This window comes from Streptomyces sp. NPDC059861, assembly GCF_042731435.1.
Lineage (GTDB): Bacteria > Actinomycetota > Actinomycetes > Streptomycetales > Streptomycetaceae > Streptomyces.
Genome location: NZ_JBHWJQ010000047.1, coordinates 30,212 through 52,630, shown reverse-complemented (window position 1 = coordinate 52,630; position 22,419 = coordinate 30,212). Strand labels below are relative to the sequence as shown.

The 22,419-nt window shown below is 72.8% G+C and carries 17 protein-coding genes and 4 pseudogenes; 17 read left to right on the top strand and 4 right to left on the bottom strand.

Annotated elements, in window-relative coordinates; translation table 11 throughout:
• Positions 1–31 precede the first annotated feature (31 nt).
• Positions 32–667: a class I SAM-dependent methyltransferase gene (locus ACFV6X_RS31265; protein WP_385389290.1), complete on the bottom strand. Its 636-nt coding sequence runs from the start codon at positions 665–667 to the stop codon at positions 32–34.
• Positions 668–809: 142 nt separating this feature from the next.
• On the opposite strand from ACFV6X_RS31265, the gene ACFV6X_RS31260 reads away from it, so the two are divergent.
• The 5 genes from ACFV6X_RS31260 to ACFV6X_RS31240 all read left to right on the top strand — a co-directional run bounded on the left by ACFV6X_RS31260 (position 810) and on the right by ACFV6X_RS31240 (position 9,108).
• The gene (locus ACFV6X_RS31260; RefSeq protein ID WP_385389289.1) at positions 810–1,676 is read left to right on the top strand and encodes a fructosamine kinase family protein; all 867 of its coding nucleotides are present in this window, start codon (positions 810–812) and stop codon (positions 1,674–1,676) included.
• 75 nt (positions 1,677–1,751) lie between these two features.
• Positions 1,752–2,429, top strand: coding sequence for a lipoprotein (locus ACFV6X_RS31255; RefSeq protein ID WP_385389287.1), 678 nt, complete (start codon positions 1,752–1,754; stop codon positions 2,427–2,429).
• A 188-nt stretch (positions 2,430–2,617) separates the two neighbouring features.
• Positions 2,618–5,149 carry a SpoIIE family protein phosphatase gene (locus ACFV6X_RS31250; protein WP_385389285.1) on the top strand — a complete coding sequence of 844 codons (2,532 nt, stop codon included), beginning with the start codon at positions 2,618–2,620 and terminating at the stop codon, positions 5,147–5,149.
• Between the two features lie 167 nt (positions 5,150–5,316).
• Positions 5,317–8,112 carry a SpoIIE family protein phosphatase gene (locus ACFV6X_RS31245; protein ID WP_385389284.1) on the top strand — a complete coding sequence of 932 codons (2,796 nt, stop codon included), beginning with the start codon at positions 5,317–5,319 and terminating at the stop codon, positions 8,110–8,112.
• A 201-nt stretch (positions 8,113–8,313) separates the two neighbouring features.
• Positions 8,314–9,108, top strand: a complete 795-nt coding sequence (locus tag ACFV6X_RS31240) for a chitosanase (protein WP_385389323.1) — start codon at positions 8,314–8,316, stop codon at positions 9,106–9,108.
• A 108-nt stretch (positions 9,109–9,216) separates the two neighbouring features.
• Here the strand turns inward: ACFV6X_RS31240 and ACFV6X_RS31235 are convergent, their stop codons facing one another.
• Positions 9,217–9,453 (bottom strand): hypothetical protein, encoded by a 237-nt coding sequence (locus ACFV6X_RS31235; protein ID WP_385389282.1) that lies wholly within the window; start codon positions 9,451–9,453, stop codon positions 9,217–9,219.
• A 253-nt stretch (positions 9,454–9,706) separates the two neighbouring features.
• Here ACFV6X_RS31235 and ACFV6X_RS31230 point away from each other — a divergent pair, with 253 nt between their 5' ends.
• The 6 genes and pseudogenes from ACFV6X_RS31230 to ACFV6X_RS31205 all read left to right on the top strand — a co-directional run bounded on the left by ACFV6X_RS31230 (position 9,707) and on the right by ACFV6X_RS31205 (position 13,405).
• Positions 9,707–10,174, top strand: a complete 468-nt coding sequence (locus ACFV6X_RS31230; protein ID WP_385389280.1) for a hypothetical protein — start codon at positions 9,707–9,709, stop codon at positions 10,172–10,174.
• Positions 10,175–10,372: 198 nt separating this feature from the next.
• Positions 10,373–10,501, top strand: a complete 129-nt coding sequence (locus tag ACFV6X_RS31225; protein ID WP_385389278.1) for a hypothetical protein — start codon at positions 10,373–10,375, stop codon at positions 10,499–10,501.
• 15 nt (positions 10,502–10,516) lie between these two features.
• Positions 10,517–10,771: pseudogene (locus ACFV6X_RS31220) on the top strand (DUF742 domain-containing protein); the annotation flags it as partial.
• Positions 10,772–10,796: 25 nt separating this feature from the next.
• Positions 10,797–10,949: pseudogene (locus ACFV6X_RS31215) on the top strand (ATP-binding protein); the annotation flags it as partial.
• Positions 10,946–12,183 (top strand): annotated as a pseudogene (locus tag ACFV6X_RS31210) (cytochrome P450). The pseudogenes ACFV6X_RS31215 and ACFV6X_RS31210, both read left to right, overlap by 4 nt.
• Positions 12,180–13,405, top strand: a pseudogene (locus ACFV6X_RS31205) (cytochrome P450). Before ACFV6X_RS31210 ends, ACFV6X_RS31205 begins: the two co-directional pseudogenes overlap by 4 nt.
• Before the next feature lie 127 nt (positions 13,406–13,532).
• Here the strand turns inward: ACFV6X_RS31205 and ACFV6X_RS31200 are convergent.
• The gene (locus tag ACFV6X_RS31200) at positions 13,533–15,056 is read right to left on the bottom strand and encodes a helix-turn-helix domain-containing protein (protein WP_385389276.1); all 1,524 of its coding nucleotides are present in this window, start codon (positions 15,054–15,056) and stop codon (positions 13,533–13,535) included.
• Between the two features lie 341 nt (positions 15,057–15,397).
• Between ACFV6X_RS31200 and ACFV6X_RS31195 the strand changes: the two genes are divergently transcribed.
• The 3 genes from ACFV6X_RS31195 (at position 15,398) to ACFV6X_RS31185 (ending at position 18,313) form a co-directional block, all read left to right on the top strand.
• Positions 15,398–16,018, top strand: coding sequence for an L-threonylcarbamoyladenylate synthase (locus ACFV6X_RS31195; RefSeq protein ID WP_365451216.1), 621 nt, complete (start codon positions 15,398–15,400; stop codon positions 16,016–16,018).
• Between the two features lie 130 nt (positions 16,019–16,148).
• Positions 16,149–16,904 carry a dienelactone hydrolase family protein gene (locus ACFV6X_RS31190; protein WP_385389273.1) on the top strand — a complete coding sequence of 252 codons (756 nt, stop codon included), beginning with the start codon at positions 16,149–16,151 and terminating at the stop codon, positions 16,902–16,904.
• A 209-nt stretch (positions 16,905–17,113) separates the two neighbouring features.
• Positions 17,114–18,313, top strand: coding sequence for a glycoside hydrolase family 64 protein (locus tag ACFV6X_RS31185; protein ID WP_385389270.1), 1,200 nt, complete (start codon positions 17,114–17,116; stop codon positions 18,311–18,313).
• 66 nt (positions 18,314–18,379) lie between these two features.
• On the opposite strand, the gene ACFV6X_RS31180 is transcribed toward ACFV6X_RS31185, so the two are convergent.
• A complete protein-coding gene (locus ACFV6X_RS31180) occupies positions 18,380–18,712 on the bottom strand; it encodes a hypothetical protein (RefSeq protein ID WP_385389268.1) in 333 nt (110 codons plus the stop codon).
• Positions 18,713–18,918: 206 nt separating this feature from the next.
• Here ACFV6X_RS31180 and ACFV6X_RS31175 point away from each other — a divergent pair, with 206 nt between their 5' ends.
• From ACFV6X_RS31175 to ACFV6X_RS31165, 3 genes are all read left to right on the top strand, one after another.
• The gene (locus ACFV6X_RS31175; protein ID WP_385389320.1) at positions 18,919–19,473 is read left to right on the top strand and encodes a gluconokinase; all 555 of its coding nucleotides are present in this window, start codon (positions 18,919–18,921) and stop codon (positions 19,471–19,473) included.
• A gap of 24 nt (positions 19,474–19,497) precedes the next feature.
• The gene (locus ACFV6X_RS31170) at positions 19,498–20,448 is read left to right on the top strand and encodes a DUF389 domain-containing protein (RefSeq protein ID WP_385389266.1); all 951 of its coding nucleotides are present in this window, start codon (positions 19,498–19,500) and stop codon (positions 20,446–20,448) included.
• 118 nt (positions 20,449–20,566) lie between these two features.
• Positions 20,567–22,405, top strand: coding sequence for a glycoside hydrolase family 15 protein (locus ACFV6X_RS31165; RefSeq protein WP_385389263.1), 1,839 nt, complete (start codon positions 20,567–20,569; stop codon positions 22,403–22,405).
• The last annotated feature ends 14 nt before the right edge of the window (positions 22,406–22,419 follow it).

Genomic DNA, 22,419 nt, shown 5'->3' with positions numbered 1-22,419 from the left:
GTGCGCGGCCGAACGAACCGGTCGTGAGAGGTCAATGGCGCCGGAGCCGCCACACGTTGTCCTCGCGGAAGCCCTCCTCGCCGTCGGGCGAGACACTGGCCCGCCGTACCGTCTCCGGCGTCTCGACCGTCCAGCTCGCCTCCGGCAGGGCCAGTTCGGCCAGGACGCTGTCCCGCGTGGGGAACACGTGCGCGAAGGGCGGTTCGGTCTGCCAGGAGGGCCAGCCGGCGTGCATCACGATCAGGAGCGTGCCGCGCTCGGCGACGGCCTCGGCGGCGCACCTGAGCACCGCCTCCTGGTCCAGCCCGACCGGCGACTGAAGGTACTGCGCGTTGACCAGGTCGAAGGTGCCCTCGGGGAAGGTGTGGCCGAGTTCGTGCCGTTCCCAGGCGGTGCGGTCGCCGACACCGGCGTCGGCGGCGTGCCGGGCCGCGCGTTCCAGGGCGGTGGGCGAGATGTCGACGCCGGTGACCCGCCAGCCCTCGGACGCCAGCCACACCGCGTCGGCGCCCTCCCCGCAGCCCAGGTCGAGGGCGGTGCCGGGGCGCAGGCCGGTCACCTCGCGGACGAGCAGGGCGTTGGGGCGGCCGCTCCAGACGCGGTCGGTGTCGCGGTAGCGGGCCTCCCAGAAGGCGGCGGGCTCGGTGGGCGCGGGGAGTTCGGTCACGGGGTCTCCTCGGAGGCGACGAAGCTGGTCGGCGCCGGTTGGGCGCCCGGGGACCGAGCCTGTCCCGGCCGGGAAGAGCTCGACAAATGCCTTTGCCGATACCGCAAATGCCCTCCTTCGGCGCTGTCGTACGGTGGTGGCCGTGCAGAACAGCGACCAGGGGCCCGAAGCCGCGGCGACCCGCTTCACCGGGCGGGCGGTGACCGGTGTGCGACCGGTCTCCGGCACGCTCGCCGAGGTCACCCTCGACGACGGGCGGGTGGTGATGGTGAAACGCCAGGAGGCGCCGGGTGGCGCGGGAGCCGAGGCGGCGGGACTGCGGTGGCTCGGCGCCGCGGGCGCGGTGCGCGTTCCGGTCGTGCACGGCCACGACGCGCGCTGGCTGGTGACCGACCGGGTGCCGGACGGGCGGCCGGACACGCGGGCGGCGCTGCGGTTCGGGCGGGACCTGGCCACGCTGCACTCCTTTGGCGCCGGGTCGTTCGGGGCTCCGCCGCCGGGCGGCCCGACGGACGCCTCGATCGGGCTCGCCCCGATGCGCAACGTCCCGGGCACCGACTGGCCCCACTGGTACGCCGAGCACCGCGTCCTGCCGTATCTGCGGCGCGCCGTGGACGACGGCACGCTGCGCGCCGCCGAGGCGGGCGTCGTGGAGCAGGTCTGCGAGCGGCTCCCGGGACTCGCGGGGCCCGCCGAACCCCCCGCCCGCCTGCACGGCGACCTGTGGAACGGCAACGTGCTGTGGGGCGCCGACGGGCACGCCTGGCTGATCGACCCGGCCGCGCACGGCGGGCACCGCGAGACCGACCTCGCCATGCTGCGGCTCTTCGGCTGCCCCCATCTCGACGAGGTGCTCCACGGCTACCAGGAGACCGCCCCGCTGGCGGGCGGCTGGCGCGACCGGGTCGCGCTGCACCAGCTCTTCCCGCTGCTGGTGCACACCGTGCTGTTCGGCCGGTCCTACGCCGTGCAGGCGCTGGCGGCGGCGCGGGCGGTCCTGGCCCGCTGAGCCCGACGGGCCCGCGCGCTGCCCGTGGGAGCGCCCGGGTTAGAGTTCCGCCTTCGATCGAGAGGAGACACCACGGTGCGGGTCGGGGCGGGGAACACGTGGCGGGGGCTGGTCCACGTGGCGTTGGTGGCGGGGCTGTTGACGGGCTGCGGGGCGGCGGAGGACGACTCCGAGGCGTCCGCGAGCGCATCGACGGCAGGCAATGCCGGGCAGGCGGACCAGGCGGACTCGGCGGGTGAGAGTGTCGAGAGCGGCGGCACGATCGGGGCCGCGGGCTCTCCCTGTGAACTGCCCGTCACCTTCGACATCGCGGCGAAGTGGACGGCGGAGTCCACCAGCGTCCCCGGCGAGGACGTACCCGAGGATCTCGCCGACATGATGTGGCGGCAGGGGCCGGTCACCGCCGCCTGCGAGGTGGACGCCAAGCCCGCCGGGCACATCGGCTTCCTGCGGGTCTGGAGGGGTGAGCCGGGCGCCGCCGACGCGCGCGCCGTACTGGAGGGGTTCGTAGGCGCCGACACGGGCGGGAGCGAGGCGAAGTACCGGCCGTTCGAGGCGGGGGACCTCGCCGGCACCGAGGTGGAGTACCGGTACACCAGCGAGCTGCTGGACGAGACCAAGACGGAGCGCGCGCTCGCCGTCGTGACGCCGGACGGCCCGGTCGTCCTGCACCTCGGTGGGCTGGACACCGCCGAGCACGAGGCGATGCTCCCGGCGTACGAGCTCGCGAAGCGGACGTTGCGGGCATCCTGACCCTCGCGGTCACCGGCTCGGGCCGCTCGGCGCGCCCTTCGGCCGATCGGCGCCGTCCGGGCGGGTTCCGTGCGACCGCCCATGGCGTACGCTCCGGATCCACGCCCGCCCGGGTGCGGGCAAGGGGCGTCGTGGCGCATTCTTGCTGTGTCGCCTGCGCGACGGCGCGCATGGACGGGGTAGGGCCGATGACTGGGAGCGCCGAAGGCCGGAACGGGACACCCGGTGGGCTGGCCACGCTGCTGGCCGACGCCGCCGGTGCGGCGGTCCGCGCCGCCGACGGCCGCGCCGCGGGTGTCTATCTTCCGTCCGGCAGTCCCGGTGTGCTGCGGCTGGCCGTCCTCGTGGGTCTGCCCGGTCGGCTGTACCGGCCGTGGTGGCGGCTGCACGTGGACCGCCGGTTCCCGGTCGCCGACGCCTACCGGCTCGGCGTGAAGGTGGTGCTGCCGAACAGCACCGAGAGCATGCGCCGCTATCCGCAGTTCGCTGCCGGGCTGCCGTTCCCGGTGGCGACGATCAACGTGCCCGTCATGGGGTCGGCGGCACCCTTCGGCGTACTGACCGTGCTGCTGCCGCCGGTCTCCGACGCCACCGAGCTGCTGGCCCGGCGGGACCGGCTGACCGAGATCGCCGAGGAGCTGGCGACCGGTGTGCGGCGGCTGCAGGCGACGGGGGTGGCGCTCGTCTGGGAGGACGAGCCGCTGTGCATGCGACCGCCCGGAACGCGCCCTGCGCCGGGGCGGATCGGGCGCTTCGCCTGGCAGCCGACGACCGATGTCGTGACGCCGGACGACAGCGCCAGAATCCTGCTCCGGCTGGCCGAAGAGGAACGGCCGTGGGCTTCGGAGGCGCTGGTGCGGGCCGTGGCCGCGGAGGACGCGGAGGGGCTCGCGGACCTGCTGCGGGCGGCGGCCGGCGGCAAGCAGCCGCGCGGTCCGCTGCGCGTGCGCACCGCCGAGGGCGCGCCCCGGGTGGTGGAGCTGTGGAGCCCGGACGCCGCCGTGCACGGCCCGGACCAGCCGGTCGGCGGAATCGTGCTCGACGCGAGCTCGATGGCCGACGCGGCCGCCGACCAACTGCCCCAGGGCGTGTTCTGCATGGACCGGCTGGGGCTGATCGTCTACGCCAACCCGCGCGCCGCCGAACTGCTGGCCGAACCGCGGGCGCGCTTCCTCGGGCGTGCGCTGTGGGAGGGCGTGCCGTGGCTGGGGCAGTCGGCGTGCGAGGACCATCTGCGGGCGGCGCTGCTGTCCCCCGAGCCCGTGCACTTCCACGTCAGACGGCCACCGCCGGGCGAGCGGGAGACCTGCGCCGAGCCGTCCGAACCGTACGACGGTGACTGGCTGTCCGTCTCCGTCCACCCCGGCCCGGACTTCCTGACCTGCACCGTCGCCCCCGCCAGTCGCGGCACACAGGTCCCGGACCCGCCCGAGGCACCCGCCGACGTGGCGACGGCCGACGTGCCCGGCACCGACGTGGCCACGACCTCGCTGGTGCTCCGGCCGATCGTCCTGGCCATCGCGCTCACCGAGGCGACCACCGCGCGGCAGGTCTCCGCGGTGGTGATGCAGGAGCTGCTGCCCGCGTTCGGCGGCCGCCGCCTCGCCATCTATCTGCTTCAGGAGCGGCACCTGTACCTGGCCTGGGAGACCGGCTTCCCATCGGGCTTCCTCGCGCCGTTCGAGGGGGTGGGCCTCGACGCCCGGCTGCCCGGCGTGGAGACGCTGACCACCGGCCAGCCGCTGTTCTTCGACTCCATGCACCAGCTGGCGGACACCTACCCGGGCATCCCCCTGGACGCCACCGAGGGGGCACGCGCCTTCCTGCCGCTGATCGCGTCGGGACGGCCGGTCGGCTCCTGCATCCTCGGCTTCGACCGGCCCCGCAGCTTCAGCACCGAGGAACGCACGGTCCTCACCGCGCTCGCCGGGCTGATCGCGCATGCCATGGAGAAGGCCCAGCGCTACGAGACCGAGGCCGCGCTCGCGCGCGGCCTCCAGCGTGCCCTGCTCCCCCGGCGGCTGCCGGTGCATCCCCGGGTGGAGACGGCGGGCCGGTATCTGCCGGGCACGCAGGGCATGGACGTCGGCGGCGACTGGTACGACGTCGTCGAGGCCGGGGACGGACTCGCCCTCGTGATCGGCGACGTGCAGGGGCACGGGGTGCAGGCCGCGGCGACCATGGGTCAGCTGCGCAGCGCGGTGCGCGCGTTCGCGCTCGACGACCGGCCGCCGGACGAGGTGCTCAGCGGCACCAACCATCTGCTCATCGACCTCGACCCCGGCCAGTTCGCGACGTGCTGCTACGTCCGTCTCGACCCGCTCACCGGCAGGGCCATGGTGGCCCGCGCGGGGCACCCGCCGCCGCTGCTGCGCCGCCCGGGCGGCCGTACGCTCGTGCTCGACATTCCCGGCGGTGTGGTGCTCGGCGTGGATCCGCTCGCCCATTACCCGGTGACCGAGCTGGTGATGGACCCCGGAGCCGTGCTCGCGCTGTACACGGACGGCCTCGTCGAGCGGGCCGGCGCCGACATCGACGAGGGGATCAGCGCGCTGCGGGTGGCGCTGGCCAAGGCGGGCGGCGCCGCGGCGAGCGGTCGGGGCGGCCGCTCCCTGGTGACTCTCGCCGACCGGCTGACGGCCGTCGCCCGGCATTCCGCGAACCGCCCCGACGACATCGCCCTGCTCCTCGCGGCCCGCCGGCCCGGCAGGCCGAGCTGAGGGCCCCGGACCCGGGGCGGTGCCGTACAGGCAGGCCGGGCATCGTCCCGCCGCCCCGGAAAGGCGGCCAAGGACCGTATCTCCGGGCCCCGTCACATGGCACAAGCGGCTCACCACACGGCGTGACTTCCCTCGCCTCCGCGGGCTCGGGAGTGTAGACAGGGCACATGGTCCGCCCCCTGGGCCGATCGCGGACTCGGCCCACCCGTCCTCCCGCAGCAGAGCACGCCGCACGCACGCCTGTTTCCGGGCCGAGCGAGCGGCGGACGCGGTCTGCCGCGAACGGCGGGCCCGACGGGCCGCTGCGCGGCGGCCGTTCGCGGTGGAGTCCCGCCACGGCGGTGCGCTCCGCGCTCAGCGGGCGCAGCGTCGCCGGACAGGTCTTCGTCTTCCAGGTCCTCATCGTGCTGTTGCTGGTCGTGGTGGCCGTGGTGGCACTGGTCCTGCAGAGCCGCAGCGACAGCACCGAGGAGGCCCGCAACCGGTCCTTGGCGGTCGCCGAGACCTTCGCCAACGGGCCGGGCACCCGCGAGGCGCTGGAGAGCCCCGACCCGTCGGCCATCCTGCAGCCGAGCGCCGAAGCCGCCCGCAAGGCGACCGAGGTCGACTTCATCGTCGTGATGAGCACGGACGGCATCCGCTATTCGCACCCGATCCCGGACCGGATCGGCAAACCGTTCGTCGGCGATGTCGGGCCCGCGCTGGCCGGCGGGACCGTCGTCGAGGAGGTCGAGGGGACGATAGGCCAGCTGGTGCAGGCCGTGGTGCCGGTCAAGGACCCCGACGGCAAGGTGGTCGGCCTGGTGTCGGCCGGCATCACCACCGAGCACGTGGGCGGCGCGGCCAACCGGCAACTGCCCCTGGTGCTGTTCACCGCGGCGGGCGGGCTGGTCATGGCGACGGCCGGCACGGCGCTGGTGAGCCGGCGGCTGCTGCGCCAGACCCGGGGCCTCGGCCCCCGCGAGATGACCCGGATGTACGAACACCACGACGCGGTGCTGCACGCGGTCCGCGAGGGCGTGCTCATCGTGGGCGCCGACGGCGGCCTGCTGCTCGCCAACGACGAGGCCCGCCGGCTGCTCGGCCTGCCCGACGACGCCGAGGGCCGCGGCGTCCACGACCTCGGCCTGCCCGCGGACATCGCCGAGCTGCTGGCCTCGGGGCAGGTCGTCACGGACGAGGTGCGGCTCGTCAAGGACCGGCTGCTGGCGATCAACCAGCGGCCCACCCATCTGCGCGGCGGCCCGCACGGCAGCGTCGCGACCCTGCGCGACTCGACCGAGCTGCGCGCCCTGTCCGGCCGGGCGGAGCTGGCGCGCGAACGTCTCGACATGCTGTACGCGGCCGGTGCGGGCATCGGCACCAGCCTGGACGTCACCCGGACCGCCGAGGAGCTGGCGAATCTGGCCGTGCCCCGGTTCGCGGACTTCGCGACCGTGGACCTGTTCGACGCCGTGCTCAGCGGTGAGCAGCCCGAGGCCGCGACCGAGATGCGCCGTACGGCGCTGGCGGGCGTACGCAAGGATCCGCCGCTGTACCAGGTCGGCGATCGGATCCAGTTCGTGCGCTCCTCGCCGCAGGCCCGCAGCCTGCGCGCCGGGCAGGCCACCCTGGAGCCCCGCCTGCGCGACGCGCCGGGCTGGCACGCGCAGGACTTCGAACTCACCTCGCAGGCCCTGGACTACGGAATCCACTCGCTGATCACCGCGCCCCTGCGGGCGGGCTCCCTGATCCTCGGAATGGTCACCTTCTGGCGCGGGGCGGGCTCCGAACCCTTCGAGCCGGAGGACCTGACCCTCGCCGAGGAACTGGTCGCCCGCGCCGCCGTGTCCATCGACAACTCCCGCCGCTACACGCGCGAGCACACGATGGCGGTGACGCTCCAGCGCAGTCTGCTGCCGCGCAGCCTGCCCGAGCAGAGCGCCCTCGAGATCGCCTACCGGTATCTGCCGGCCCAGGCCGGGGTCGGCGGCGACTGGTTCGACGTGCTGCCGCTGTCCGGTGCCCGCGTCGCCCTCGTCGTGGGGGACGTGGTGGGGCACGGGCTGCACGCCGCGGCCACGATGGGCCGGCTGCGCACCGCGGTGCACAACTTCTCCTCCCTGGACCTCGCGCCCGACGAACTGCTCGGCCTGCTCGACGAACTGGTCGCCCGGATCGACCAGGACGAGGAGACCGAGGGCGGCACCGCGCCCGTCACGGGCGCGACCTGCCTGTACGCGATCTACGACCCGGTGGTGCGGCGCTGCGCCATCGCCCGCGCCGGGCATCCGCCGCCGGCACTGGTCCGGCCCGACGGCAGTGTGGAGTTTCCCGACGTGCCCGCCGGCCCGCCGCTGGGTCTGGGCGGTCTGCCGTTCGAGACCGCGGAGATCGAGGTGGCGGAGGGCAGCCGGCTGGTCCTGTACACCGACGGGCTGGTGGAGGACCGGGACCGCGACATCGACGTCGGCCTCGAACTGCTGCGCACCGCGCTGGAACAGGCCGGGCCGTCGCCGGAGGACACCTGCCGGGCGGTGCTGGACTCACAGCGGCCGGCCCGGCACAACGACGACATCGCCCTGCTGGTCGCCCGCACGCAGGCCCTCGGGCCGGACCGGGTGGCCGCCATCGACGTGCCGTCCGATCCGGCGGCCGTCGCCGAGGTACGTGCCTCGGTCACCCGGCGTCTGACGGAGTGGGGCCTGGAGGACCTGGCGTTCACCACGGAACTGATTCTGAGCGAGCTGGTCACCAACGCGATCCGCTACGGCGGCACGCCGATCCTGGTACGGGTGCTGCGGGACCGGAGCCTGATCTGCGAGGTGTTCGACGGCAGCAACACCGCCCCGCACCTGCGGTACGCGGCCATGACCGACGAGGGCGGCCGGGGCCTGTTCCTGGTCGCGCAGCTCGCCGAACGCTGGGGCACGCGCTATCTGCCGGGCGGCAAGGTGATCTGGGCCGAGCAGCCGCTGCCCTGAGCTGAATCGCGCACTGGTCCGTACCTGATTCCGTCCGAGGCGTTCTCAGCTCGCCCGGCTTCTGGTAGGAAACTTTCCTGTCGGTCCCGGGTCACACATGAACCACGGAACCCGCAGCACGGCACTTCCCCCACCCCCCACCTCACCGGGAGCCCCCGTGACACCCCCCTCGCACGAGCGCGTGCCTCGCGCCGTACCGTCATCGGACTCATCGGCGCCTCCCTGGCCGCCGTCCCGCTGCTGGGCGGCGGATCCGCCTCCGCCGCCGTGACTCCCGGGACACGGGCGCCGGGACTGGACGACCCGGCCAAGAAGGAGATCGCCATGAAGCTGGTCTCCAGCGCGGAGAACTCCTCGCTGGACTGGAAGGCCCAGTACCAGTACATCGAGGACATAGGTGACGGCCGCGGCTACACCGCCGGCATCATCGGCTTCTGCTCCGGCACCGGCGACATGCTCGACCTGGTCGAGCTCTACACCTCCCGCAAGCCGGGCAACGTGCTGGCGTCCTACCTTCCGGCACTGCGCAGGGTCGACGGCACCGACTCGCACACCGGACTCGACCCGAACTATCCGAGGGACTGGCGCAGGGCGGCGCAGGACACCGCGTTCCAGCAGGCGCAGAACGACGAGCGCGACCGGGTGTACTTCGACCCGGCGGTCGGGCAGGGCAAGGCCGACGGGCTGCGGGCGCTGGGCCAGTTCGCCTACTACGACGCCATCGTGATGCACGGCGACGGCACCGACCCACTCAGCTTCCGCAACATCCGCGAGCGCGCCCTGCGCAGCGCGGTGCCGCCGGCGCAGGGCGGCGACGAAGTGCGGTACCTGAACGCCTTCCTGGACGCGCGGGTGTGGGCGATGAGGCAGGAGGAGGCCCACAGCGACACCAGCCGGGTCGACACGGCCCAGCGCGTGTTCCTGCGCAACGGCAACCTGGACCTGAACCCGCCGCTGGACTGGAAGGTGTACGGGGACAGCTTCCACATCGGCTGACGGCGCCCGCACGTGCGAGAGCCCGGACACCGGCGCGTCGTCGGTGTCCGGGCCCCGGCCGCCCGGCGGGCCGCGTCGACGTCCGGGCAGGCCGTGCCGCGGACGGGATCAGCCGCCGCCGAGGCGGGAACGCAGCAGGGCCTTGCCCAGTTCGGCACCCTTGCGGCTGTCCGCCTGGGCCTTGCGGAACAGGTCCGCGACCTCCGTGTCCTTGTCGCGCTCCGCGTCCGCGATGTACGTGTCCAGGCGCAGCGCGTTGTTGAGGCACGCCTCCACGTACCAGATCAGGTTGTAGTCCTTGTCCGGGGTGCCGGTCACGCCGCCGGCCTCCGTGCCGCTGGTCATCCTGGCATCCTCCTTCACCGGTTCGGCGAGGCCCTTCGGGGGTGGGCCCCTCGGTGCGGCTCGGGTACCCCTGCGACCCCCGGGCACACCGCTGGGCCCACGCGGCGGGCGTCGCGCAGACGGCCGAACGTCGAACGGAACCGCCATGAACGCCAGCCCGCGCCACCCCTTCCGCCGCATAGAAATATCTACCAGCATGCATATGCCGGATCGGCCCCCGCCGGGACCGGACGGCCATCCCCCGGAGCGGAACATGAGCGATCTCGGCTGGACGCGCGGAGTGGAGTGGCTTGCCGCCGCCGCTCCGGATCCCAGGGCATGCAAGCGCGACTGGGACCGGGGCGAGGGCGTCGCCCTGCTGGAGGCCGGGCGCTTCTGGGACGTGCTGAGCGTTCCCGACCAGTTGGGTCTGCTCGCGCTGGACCTCCTGTGGCGGCCCACGCTGCCCCTGCCGGGACCGACGCTGGTGGACATCGCCGCCCACCGGGTCGGCTTCTTCCTGCCGCCGGACCCGGACAGCAAGTGGATCGGCGCCGGCCTGCGCAACGCCGGTCGCGGGGCGTGGGTGGCGGTCCCGCCGCCGTACCGGTCCACCCGGTGCCTGGAGTGGCTGGTCCCGCCCGACGGAACGGGCGCGCTGCACTCGCCGACCACCCTGGAACTGGCGCTGCGCCAGGCGAACAGCAGCCTCACCGTGCCGGCACCGCTCTGCGGCACCTGACGCCGCTCGCAGATCAACTCACTTGCTGAGCACGGCATTTCAGACAGTTGCCACAGAAGCGAACAGCGGGCGAGCGGATTCGGAACCAAGTACCACCTCACCGTGCGAGATCGGTCGCTGACGGTTGTACTGTGCTCCGAGTGCCTCGCCCCGGGGCCTCGGATTCCGCTCTGCCCGACCTCCCCTGGAACCGTTTCGATGATCGAACTACCGGACCTGGCCGCCGGTGCGCTCGCCGTCGGCACACTGTCCGCGCTCGCCCTCGGTGGCGGGCTCGTGCGGGCCCGCCGTCAACAGGCCCGGCAGCGGGTCCAGATCGCGTCATAACGGCGGCCCTTCGGCATGACCGGCCGCCCAGGCGGCCGCCCCCTGGTACCCGCGTATCTGGCGACGGGCGGCGTGGCCCGGCCGAGCCGCCCCCGGCTGGAGCGGCTCTCGGTGCTCACCGGCACCGGCGAAGCTCCACCGGCCGATCTGCCGGCCGCTCAGCTGGCCCTGCTGGACGAACTGGCCGACGGCGCGCTGACGGTGGTGGAGGCCGCGGCGCTGCTGCGGCTTCCGGTCTCCGCGGTGCGGGTGCTGGCGGCCGGGCTCGTCGTGTCGGCGTAGTAGCGGTACGGGCCACTACACCGAGGAGCAGCTGCGCACCGCGCTCGACCTGGATCCGGGCACGCCGACGGTGACGTGCGACGCCCGGGAGCGCGACTCCTCCCTCGACGCGCTGCTCGCCCTGGTACAGCATCTGATCGACCGCCATCTTCCGGAGTCCCGGTGACCACCTATCCCCCTGCCCTCGAGGCCTTCTCCCGCTCGGTGCCCGTGCGGCTGTGGGAGGACGGCTTCGCGCTGGATCCGTACCGCTACTACGCCGACCTGCGCGCCCAGGGCCCGATCGGCTGGGCCGAACTGGCGCCGGGCGTACCGGCGTACGTCGTCGTCGACCGGCGGGCCGCACTGGACCTGCTGCACGACACCGGGACGTTCTCGCACGACCCCCGGCCGTGGGAGGCGACCGTCGCCGACGACGCGCCGGTGCTCGGCATGATGCGCTGGCGGCCCAACACCCTCTTCGCCGACGGTGCCGACCACGTGCGCTACCGCAGCACGCTGATCGACACCTTCGACCTGGTCGAGCCGCACGACCTGCGGGCGCGGGTGCACCGGGCGGTGCATGTGCTGGTGAGCCGGTTCGGGCCGCGCGGCGAGGCCGATCTGGTGGCCGACTTCGCCCGCCCCCTGATGGCGCTGGTCTTCAACAGCCTCTTCGGGATGCCGGACAGCGAGAGCGAACGGCTCAACGCCGCCCTCGGCAAGGTGATCGAGGGCGGCGCCGGGGCCGCCGAGGGCGAGGTGGAGTTCGGCGACTACGTCATCGGGCTGATCGCCGCCAAGGTCGAGCAGCGCGGCGACGACCTGCCGAGCCGGCTCCTCGACCACCCGGCGGGACTCACCCCCGAGGAGGTCACCTGGCAGGTGTTCCTCACCCTCGGTGCCGGGCACGAACCGACCTCGAACCTGGTGTCGAACGCCCTGTCCCGGATCCTCGGCAACACGGCGTACTACTCGACCCTCACCAGCGGGGCCCGGCCCGTGAGGGCGCGGTGGTGGAGGTGCTGCACCACGAGACGCCGCTCGCCGACTACGGCATCCACTTCGCCCGCAAGCCCGTCTCCTTCCACGGCGTGTGGATCCGGGCGGCGGTGCCGGTGGTCATCTCCTACGGTGCGCTGGCGCACTTCGCGGAGCAGGAGCACGGCGACACCCGGCGCCCCGGGGACGCCTCCCACCTGTCCTGGTCGGCGGGCCCGCACGCCTGCCCGGTCAAGCAGCACACGCTGCTCATCGTCACGGAGGCGATCGAGCGGCTCACCCAGTGGCTGCCCGACCTGGAGCCCGTCGTGCCCCGGGAGCGCCTGACCTGGCGGCCGGGTCCCTTCCACCGGTCGCTGACCGCCCTGCCCGTGCGTTTCACCCCTCGCTCGCCCGACCAGCCAGGAGACCGCCAGTGACCGAGACCGAGCGCATCGCCATCGACCCGTTCAGCGCCGACATCTCCGCCGAGACCGCCCGGCTGCGCGCCCTCGGCGCCGTGGTGCCCGTGGAGCTGCCCGGCGGCATCCCCGCCTGGGCGCCCACCGGCTACGACGTGCTCAGGGAACTCATCCTCGATCCGCGGGTCAGCAAGGATCCCCGGCTGCACTGGAGGCTGTGGCCCCACATCGCCGGACATCCCTCCTGGGGCTGGATCCTGGGCTGATCGGCGTGGTCAACATGCTCTCCACCTACGGCGCCGACCACGCCCGGCTGCGCAAACTGGTCTCGCCGAGCTTCACCCACCGGCGCACCGAGGCGATGCGCCCGCGCGTCGAGGCGGTCACCGCCGAACTGATCGACGCGCTGGAGACGGCCGGGGCGGACGGTGGTGTGGTGGACGTGAGGGCCGGGTTCGCCCAGCCACTGCCGATGCGGATCATCTGCGACCTGTTCGGTGTGCCGGACGAGATGCGGGACGACACCAAACGGATGATCGCGGCGATCATGGACACGTCCGACCCCAGCCCGGAACACGCGGCCTCCGTGCAGCGGCAGATCGGCACGGTGCTGCCGGCCCTGATCGCCCACCGCAGCGAGCACCCCGGCGACGACCTCACCACCGAGCTGATCCGGGTGCGCGACGAGGACGGCGACCGGCTCAGCGACGAGGAACTGCTGTACACACTGCTCCTGGTGATCGGTGCCGGGTTCGAGACGACCGTGAACCTGATCGGGAACGCGGTGGTCGCCCTGCTGCGTCGGCCCGAGCAACTGGCGGCGGTGCGGGCCGGGGAGATCACCTGGGACGCCGTGGTGGACGAGACGCTGCGGGTGCACCCGTCCATCGCGTCGCTGCCGCTGCGGTTCGCCGTCACGGACATCGAGGTCGGCGACGTCACCGTTCCGGCCGGGGACGCCATCATCACGACGTACGCCGCCGCCGGTCTCGATCCCGCGCACTACGGGCCGGACGCGGACGTCTTCGACGCCACGCGGGGCGCGGACGACCATCTGGCGTTCGGGATCGGCGTGCACCGGTGCATCGGCGCGCCGCTGGCCCGGTTGGAGGCGCTCACCGCGCTGCCCGCGCTCTTCGAGCGCTTCCCGAAGATCCGGGCGGCCGAGGGCGAGATGCGACAGGTGCCGTCGTTCATCGCGTTCGGCTGGCAGGAGGTGCCGGTACGGCTGCGGGGCTGACACGGGGGACCGCCCGGGGCGCGACCGGTCCCCCGTTCCGGTCGTGCCCCTGCGGCCCGACTCGAACCTACGTGCATGGTCGGCTCCTTGTGAATCGCGTCCATGCCCGTTCCGGCGCCGCGAGGACTCAACCGTGCACAGGTGCGTCCGGATGGCCCGAATTCGCCCCCTGCAGGTCGGGCTGGTCGAGGTCACCGAGCGCCAGGTGGGCGAGCACAACCTCGTAGAGGTCACTGCCCCCGGCCAGAAGCTGCCGTTCGAGGACGGGCTCGGCGCTGCGGACGTGCTCGCGCACGGTCTGCGCGTGGACGCCCAGGAGCTGCGCGGCGCGTTCGGAGTTGCCCCCGGCCGCGATCCAGGTGCGCAGTGTGCGGCGCAGGTTGCGGGTGTCGGTGTCCAGGCGGCACAGCAGTTCGCCGGCCCAGGTGCGAAGGGCGGGACCGGCCAGCAGATCGGCCAGCCGGGTGTCCGCGCCGCCGTCGCCGTCGGGCAGCTGGGCGTGGCCGGCCTGGGTGTTGAGGGCCAGGTGGACGGTGGCCCGGACGGTGAGGTCGGACAGGTCGGTGCCCAGCAGGCCCTCGGCACGTTCCATCCGGGCGCGGACGGTGTTGCGGCTGACGCCGAGCACCGCGGCCGCGTTGACGGCTGTGAACTCCAGCCCCAGCCGGGTGGTGGCGAGGAGTTCGGCGCGGGTGTGGTGGGGCAGCGCGTCGAGCGGGCGCAGGACGCGGGCCGCCCAGTCGCGCAGGGCGGCCGGGTCCATGAGCCGTTCGGGGTGCGTGCGTTCGGCGTACACCGCCGACCTGTCCGGGCGGAAGTGCGCGACGGCGAGGGCACTGACGGCCTGGCCGTACGCGGTGGCGGTCCGGGCGAGGCTCTGCCGGGCGCTGCCGCCGAGGAAGGTGCCGGGGCGGTCGCCGACCAGCTCCCGCAGCTCCGCGGCGGCCCCCTCGCCCGGCGTCACGACGATCACGTGCGCGTCGACGGCCGGGCAGCGCACGACGAGGGCCTGCTCCGACGTGGCGCTGACGCACTCCTCGGCCAGCCGGTCGCGGTCCTCGGTGCGGCTCTCGGCGACATAGACGCAGGCCGTGTCCGTGTCGAGGAGGCCGGGCCAGAGCCCGGCGGCGACCCGGCGGGCGGAGACGGTGTCCTCGACCATCAGAAGCTGCAGGATGGCCAGCCGCAGGTCCGACGTGGCGCGCCGCAGCCGGCGTCCGGCGGCCGCGGTCTCCCGGGCCCGCAGCAGGAGTTCGAGCACCCCGGCGGTGTGGGTGACGATGTCCGCGGTGCGCCGGTCGAAGGGCGCGGGTCGGGCGACGGCGAGGACGCCCGCCGTGGCGGGGTGCGGGAGTTCGACCCGGACCAGCCGCAGATGGCGGTCGTGGTCCTGGAGCGCGGCGGAGGCGATCCGGCCGGTGGTGATGTCGGCGACCAGGGCCTCGTCGAGGGGTGTGCGGATGCCGGCCAGGAGGTTGCCGGCGTCGTCCTGGAGCGCCACGTCCGCCTGCGCGGCACCGGCGAGCCAGGCGACCACCTTGCGCACGTCACGCCCGGACGGCCGCAGATGGTCGAGCAACTCCTGCGCCCATGTCACGTCCGCGCCGTCCGCCATCTCCGCGCGACGGCCCTCGCCCTCTCGCCCGGCCACGTCGTCTCCCTGCCCCTTCACCTCGCTTTGCGCCCGCACCGGGCACACCGGTCGGGGACCTTACCTCACGGTGGGCCACGGAGCTCCGCGACTCTTGCGTGACGGACGGCCGAGCGGGCGGGGAAACGGGCGAAGAACGGGCATCGCACGGCGCGCCGCCCCGTCAGCCGGGCGGCGGCGTGGAGGCGGCCGGTCAGCGAGGTGGGCGCGCCGAGGACCATGAACACGCCGCGGCGGCCTCACGCACGCACCGGAGCCAGGAGGTCGCCCCGCGGCCTCCTGGACCGCCGCCCCGCCCCGCCCGTTCGGCCTCGCCCGCTCCCGCGGCATAAGCTCGGCAGATGGCGAAGTACTACGACGTGCACCCCGACAACCCCCAGCCGCGCACCATCACCCAGATCGCCGACAGTGTCCGGTCGGGGGCGCTCATCGCATACCCCACCGACTCCTGCTACGCGCTGGGCTGCCGGCTGGGCAGCAAGGACGGCACCGACCGGATCCGGTCCATCCGCCGGCTGGACGACCGGCACCACTTCACCCTCGTGTGCCAGGACTTCGCGCAGCTCGGCCAGTTCGTGCGGGTCGACAAGGACGTGTTCCGCGCGATCAAGGCCTCCACGCCGGGCAGCTACACGTTCATCCTGCCCGCGACGAAGGAGGTGCCGCGCATGCTCCAGCACCCCAAGAAGAAGACGGTCGGGGTGCGCATCCCCGACCACGTCGTCACCCAGGCGCTCCTCGCCGAGCTGGGCGAGCCCCTGCTGTCCAGCACGCTGCTCCTGCCCGACGAGGACGAGCCGATGACGCAGGGCTGGGAGATCAAGGACCGGCTCGACCACGTCCTCGACGGGGTGGTCGACTCCGGGGACTGCGGGACCGAACCGACGACGGTGATCGACTTCTCGGAGGGCGAGGCCGAGATCGTACGGCGCGGGGCGGGTGACACCACCCGGTTCGAGTAGCCCGGGCAAACGGCAAAGGCGGGCGGGTCGGCCGACGGGGCTCTTACCTGCGCGTGTCACGATGACCGCCGTCGGGCCCGCCGAACCGGCGGGCCCCTCGTCGTCGAACGCGCAGAGAGGCAGCCCCGCCATGACAGCCGCACAGGGAACGGACATCGACATCCCCACCGAGGACGGCATCGCCGACGCCTATCTGACCCGCCCCGGTGACGGCGGCCCGCACCCGGGGGTCCTGTTCTACATGGACGCCTTCGGCCTGCGGCCACAGCTGAAGTCGATGGCCGACCGGCTGGCGGGGGCCGGCTACACGGTCCTGGTGCCGAACCTCTTCCACCGTCATGGGCGCGCCCCCGTACTCGAGTTGCCCGAGTTCATCGACGACGCGTCACGCGGCGGACTGTTCCAGCACATCCTGCCGATGATGCAGCCCCTGACGCCCGAGGTGGCGATGCGCGACGCCGGGGCGTACCTGCGCAGGCTGGCGGAGCTCCCCGAGGTGGCGGACGGCCCGGTCGCGGTGACCGGCTACTGCTTCGGCGCACGGCTGTCGCTGATGACCGCCGGGGCGTATCCGGAGCGGGTCGCGGCGGCGGCCGGTTTCCACGGCGCCCAGCTGGCGACCGACGCGCCGGACAGCCCCCATCTGGTGGCCGACCGGGTCACCGCGGAGCTGTACTTCGGCCACGCCGACCACGACCCGTCGCTTCCGCCCGAGCAGGTCCAGCGCCTGGAGGACGCGCTGACGGCCGCGGGCGTACGGCACCGCTGCGAGGTCTACCCGGACGCGCCGCACGGTTTCACGCAGGCCGACACCGCGTCGTACCAGGCAGAGGGCGACAAGCGGCACTGGGCCGCCCTGCTGGACCTTCTCGACCGCACCTTCTGAACCGCCGCTTCTGAACCGCCGCTTCTGAACCGCGCCTTCCGACCGACCCCGTCCCCTCTCGGCAACGACGCACGGCGGCGCCCGCAACAGACGGGCGCCGCCTTTCTGTTGTCGGAGTCATTGACATGTTCGCGCCCTGGCGTAAATCTGAGAGCGCTCTCAAAATCAGGTACGGACCAACTCCCCCCACACCCGCACGGAGGTGGAGAGTGCTCGCAAGCCTCAAACACCGGCTCCTCACGGCAGCCGCGGCGTCCACCCTGCTCGGCGCCCTGCTCACGTTCGGCGCCTCACCGCCCGCGGACGCCGCGGTGCCCGCCACGATCCCCCTGAAGATCACCAACAGCTCCGGCCGGGGCGACCCGGTGTACGTCTACACCCTCGGCACCTCGCTGACGACGGGTCAGCAGGGCTGGGCCGACGCCAACGGCACCTTCCACGCCTGGCCGGCCGGCGGCAACCCGCCCACCCCGGCACCGGACGCGTCGATCCCCGGCCCGACCGCCGGGCAGTCCAAGACGATCCGGATCCCCAAGCTCTCCGGCCGGATCTACTTCTCGTACGGCCAGAAGCTCGACTTCCGGCTCACCACCGGCGGTCTGGTGCAGCCGGCCGTGCAGAATCCCAGCGACCCGAACCGCAACATCCTCTTCAACTGGTCCGAGTACACCCTCAACGACTCCGGCCTGTGGCTCAACAGCACGCAGGTCGACATGTTCTCGGCGCCGTACTCGGTCGGGGTGCAGCGCGCCGACGGCAGCGTGGGCAGCACCGGCCGACTGAAGGCCGGTGGCTACACCGGGGTGTTCAACGCCCTGCGGGCCCAGTCGGGCGGCTGGGGCGGCCTCGTCCAGACCCGCTCGGACGGCACGGTACTGCGGGCGCTGTCACCGCTGTACGGGGTGGAGACCGGGGCCCTTCCGGCGTCGGTCATGAACGACTACATCGACCGGGTCTGGCAGAAGTACGCCACGACGACGCTCACCGTGACCCCGTTCTCCAACCAGCCGAACACGAAGTACTTCGGGCGGGTCTCCGGCGGCGTCATGAACTTCACCAACAGCGCCGGCGCGGTCGTCACCAGCTTCCAGAAGCCCGACGCGAGCAGCGTCTTCGGCTGTCACCGGCTGCTCGACGCCCCCAACGACCAGGTGCGCGGGCCCATCTCCCGCACCCTGTGCGCGGGCTTCAACCGCTCGACGCTGCTCACCAACCCGAACCAGCCCGACACCTCGTCGGCCAACTTCTACAAGGACGCGGTGACCAACCACTACGCCCGGATCATCCATGACCGGATGGCCGACGGAAAGGCGTACGCCTTCGCCTTCGACGACGTCGGCAACCACGAGTCCCTGGTCCACGACGGCAACCCACAGCAGGCCTACCTGACGCTGGATCCGTTCAACTGACGCGGGGCACTTCGCACCGCCAGGCCGGGGCCCGCGGGCCCCGGCCCTCGCCGTCCGTCCGCGACGTCAGTGGACGACGGAGAAACTGCGCCACAGGCCCGTGGAGCGGACCGCGTCGTCCGATGTTCCCGTGGTCAGGTACACGCTCTGCCCGCCCCGCGGTTCGGTGCAGTCGGGCGTCGTGTACAGGATGATGTCGTTGAGCGTTCGATTGTTGACGTGCACCACCCCTTCACGGAAGCGGTGGCACCCGTCGACCGACGGGTCCGAGAGGGTCTCGACAGTCTCGCGCCCGGTACGCAACTCGATCGTGCCGAGCGCGTGATCCTCGCAGGCTGTCACCACGAGGCAGAGCACCACGACGCCGGTGAGCGCGGTCAGCGACCGTCTGGCGGCCATCGAACCTCCTGTGCGTGGCGAGAGCCGGCTGGGACGTCGTCCCGGCACCACTATCCGTCGGCGTCGCCGGATGCGCCCGGCGGAGACGGCCGTTGCGGGGACACGGGCGGCCGACGGCCGGCTCGCGCGCGGCGCGCGCGGACGTATCAGGTGATAGTGGACTCAAGGGCGTTTCCGGTGTCACTGCGGGAGGCTGGTTGGCCGACATGGTCCCTAGGGCGCGGGTGGTGATCGTCATGGGTGTGTCGGCCTCCGGGAAGTCCACCGTGGGCGCCCGCCTCGCGCAGCAGCTGGGCGTGCCGTTCCTGGAGGGCGACGACCTCCACCCCGCGGCCAACCGTGCCAAGATGGCGTCCGGGCACCCCCTCGACGACGCCGACCGCCGGCCCTGGCTGGCGGCACTCACCGAGTGGATCCGGTCGGCCGCGGCCACCGGGCGCGGGGGTGTCGTCACCTGTTCGGCGCTCAAGCGGGAGTACCGGGACCAGTTCCGGCGCACGGGGGCGGACGTCTGGTTTCTCCATCTGGCACTCGACCGTGCGGTGGCCGCGGAGCGGATCGCGCACCGGAAAGGGCACTTCATGCCGCCGCGGCTGCTCGACTCACAGTTGGACCTGCTGGAACCGCTGCAGGCCGACGAGCCGGGCGCGACCGTCGACGCGTCCGGCAGCCCGGGACACGTCCTGGCGGCGGCGCTGCGGGTGGTGGCCGAGCGCGACAGGCAGCGGGCGGCGCGCCGGACCGACGGCCCTGGAACCTAGGCCTCGCCCTCGGGAGGTGTCCGGATGAACTTGATCCACTTCCGCATGGTCATGCCGCGCACCCTCACCCAGCCGGTCGTCGATGGGCTCGGTGCGAACAGCCATGTGCTCAACCTCGTGGTCGTCACGTCGGCCCATGTGCCGGACCGCGACGCCCTGGAATGCGACGTGGTGCAGGGCGCCGCGAACGACGTGCTGGGCGAACTGCGCGAACTGGGCGTCGACCGTGCCGGGTCCATCGCCGTGGACGGCGTCGGCCTCATGTTCTCGCGGCAGGCGGAGCAGATCGAGGCGGGGCAGCCCGGTGTGCTGGTCCGGACTCCGCTGTGGGCCGCCGTGGACGCGCGCATCCGGGCCGAGGCCACGTACGCGCCGTCCTTCTACCTGTTCCTGGTCGTCGCCGGGCTCATCGGCGCGGTCGGCATCATGACGAACTCGCAGATCCTCATCGTGGCGGCCATGGTGGTCGGCCCCGAGTACAACGCGATCACGGGCATCGCCCTCGGTCTGGACCGCCGGGACCGCCGCAGGGTCCGGGAGGGGACACGTGCGTTCACGCTCGGTTTCCTGCTCGCCATCGTGGTCACGCTGGGTTTCGCCGCGCTGTCCCGGGGCGCCGGACTGCAGTCCGAGGCCTTCGAGCTGGGTCTACGGCCGGTCTCCCATCTCATCGGCACGCCGAACATCTTCTCCGTCGCCGTGGCGTTCCTGGCCGGCGTCGTGGGGATCGTCTCGCTCACCGAGGCGCGCGGCAGTGCCCTGCTCGGGGTCTTCATCTCGGTGACCACCATCCCCGCCGCCTCGGACATCGCCGTCTCGCTGGCCTTCGCCGGCTGGCACCAGGCGTGGGGCTCGCTGATCCAGCTGCTGCTCAACGTGCTGGTCCTCGTGGCCGTCGGCATTCTCACCCTGCGCGTGCAACGCCGCGTGTGGCACCGCGCGACACGCCGTGCCACCGCGCGGCCAGCGCGGTAGCGGGCCGGGATCGCCGTCCGCCGGGCGCTCCCGGCCGACAGGCCGAACCCGTGCCTGCGGCTTACGCTGATCCGGGGGGCGCATTCGGGTGAATCGCACACCGGAAGGGGCCGCCCCGATGGACGACTACCCCCTGATCGAGGATCACGGGCTCATCGGCGATCTCCAGACCGCGGCGCTGGTGACGACCCACGGGACCGTCGACTGGCTCTGCGTCCCGCGTTTCGACTCGCCCAGCGTCTTCGGCGCGCTCCTCGACAAGGACAGGGGCGGCGAATGCACCGTCCGGCCGCTGCACACGACGTACGCGACGAAGCAGTTGTACTTCCCCGACACGGCGATCCTCATCACCCGGTTCATGACCGAGGCCGGGGCCGGTGAGGTGATCGACTTCATGCCCGTGACCGGCAAGACGGCCGCGGCGAGCCACCGGCTGGTGCGCATGGTCCGCTGTGTGCGCGGCAGCATGACGTTCGAGATCGGCATCTCCCCGCGCTTCGACTACGGGCGCACCCCCCACCGGCTGCACCTCACCGAGCAGGGCGCGGTGTTCGCCGCGGAGGACGGCACGGAACTCACCGTGCACCCCATCCGCGAACCGGAGGACGAGCGGCTGCTGGACATCCTCATGGACCGGCAGAACGACCTGCACCTCAAGCTGACCCTGCAGGCCGGGCAGCAGCGCGGACTGGTGCTGGAGTCGGCCGCCGCCGGGCCGCCCCGCGAGATGCGCCTCACCGAGTACCAGCAACTCCACGACGACACCGTCCTGTTCTGGCGCTCCTGGCTGCGGCAGTCGCAGTACTCGGGGCGCTGGCGAGAGGTCGTGGAACGTTCCGCGATCACGCTCAAGTTGATGACGTACGCTCCCAGCGGCGCGCTGGTGGCCGCCCCGACGGCGGCGCTCCCCGAGCAACTGGGCGGCGAGCGCAACTGGGACTACCGGTTCACCTGGATCCGTGACGCGTCCTTCTCGGTGTACGCCCTGCTGGGGCTGGGCTTCACCGACGAGGCCCGGGCGTTCATCCAGTGGATCGGCGACCGAGTCAAGGAACGGGCCGGCCGGGACAGCGACACCGGTCCGCTGAACATCATGTACAAGGTGGACGGCTCCTCCGACCTGGACGAGGAGACCCTCGGCCATTGGGAGGGCTACGCGGCTTCCGCGCCGGTGCGGATCGGCAACGGCGCCGCCACCCAACTCCAGCTGGACATCTACGGCGAGGCGCTGGACAGCATCTACTTCGCCCACCGGCACGGTCTCCAGGTGGGGCACCGCGGCTGGAACGCGCTGCTGACGGACCTCGACTGGGTGTCCGACCACTGGGACAGGGGCGAAGAGGGCCTGTGGGAGACGCGCGGCGGCCGGCAGGACTTCACGTACGGCCGCGTGATGTCGTGGGTGGCCTTCGACCGTGCCCTGCGGCTCGCCGAGGCGACCGGCCGGCCCTCCTCGGCCGCACGCTGGAGCGGCACACGGGACGAGATCTACGAGCAGGTCATGGCCAAGGGATGGAGCGAGGGACGTCAGGCCTTCGTCCAGCACTACGGCAGCGACGTGCTCGACTCCTCGCTGCTGCGCATGGCGACGGTCGGGTTCATCACGCCCGGGGACCCGCTGTGGACGTCGACCCTCGACGCCATGGAGGACGAACTGGTCAGCGACAGCCTGGTCTACCGCTACAACCCCGAGGCCTCGCCCGACGGGCTGCGCGGCTCGGAGGGAACGTTCTCGCTGTGCACCTTCATGTACGTCGACGCGCTGGCCCGCGCGGGGCGGACCGAGCAGGCGCGCCTGGTGTTCGAGAAGATGCTGGGATACGCCAACCACCTGGGCCTGTACTCGGAGGAGATCGATCCGACAGGCCGCCAACTGGGCAACTTTCCGCAGGCGTTCACCCACCTCGCCCTGATCGACGCGGCGATCACCCTGAACGCGTCCCTGTGCCGGACGTAGCCGGCCGCGCCCCC

Excerpts from the sequence above, each read along its gene's own strand:
- ACFV6X_RS31180 (WP_385389268.1), bottom strand. The coding sequence starts at position 18,712 with ATGGCCGCCAGACGGTCGCTGACCGCGCTCACCGGCGTCGTGGTGCTC.
- ACFV6X_RS31245 (WP_385389284.1), top strand. The coding sequence starts at position 5,317 with ATGGTCCGCCCCCTGGGCCGATCGCGGACTCGGCCCACCCGTCCTCCC.
- ACFV6X_RS31195 (WP_365451216.1), top strand. The coding sequence starts at position 15,398 with ATGGCGAAGTACTACGACGTGCACCCCGACAACCCCCAGCCGCGCACC.
- ACFV6X_RS31170 (WP_385389266.1), top strand. The coding sequence starts at position 19,498 with ATGAACTTGATCCACTTCCGCATGGTCATGCCGCGCACCCTCACCCAG.
- ACFV6X_RS31165 (WP_385389263.1), top strand. The coding sequence starts at position 20,567 with ATGGACGACTACCCCCTGATCGAGGATCACGGGCTCATCGGCGATCTC.
- ACFV6X_RS31235 (WP_385389282.1), bottom strand. The coding sequence starts at position 9,453 with ATGACCAGCGGCACGGAGGCCGGCGGCGTGACCGGCACCCCGGACAAG.
- ACFV6X_RS31225 (WP_385389278.1), top strand. The coding sequence starts at position 10,373 with ATGATCGAACTACCGGACCTGGCCGCCGGTGCGCTCGCCGTCGGCACA.
- ACFV6X_RS31230 (WP_385389280.1), top strand. The coding sequence starts at position 9,707 with ATGAGCGATCTCGGCTGGACGCGCGGAGTGGAGTGGCTTGCCGCCGCC.
- ACFV6X_RS31190 (WP_385389273.1), top strand. The coding sequence starts at position 16,149 with ATGACAGCCGCACAGGGAACGGACATCGACATCCCCACCGAGGACGGC.
- ACFV6X_RS31175 (WP_385389320.1), top strand. The coding sequence starts at position 18,919 with ATGGTCCCTAGGGCGCGGGTGGTGATCGTCATGGGTGTGTCGGCCTCC.
- ACFV6X_RS31250 (WP_385389285.1), top strand. The coding sequence starts at position 2,618 with ATGACTGGGAGCGCCGAAGGCCGGAACGGGACACCCGGTGGGCTGGCC.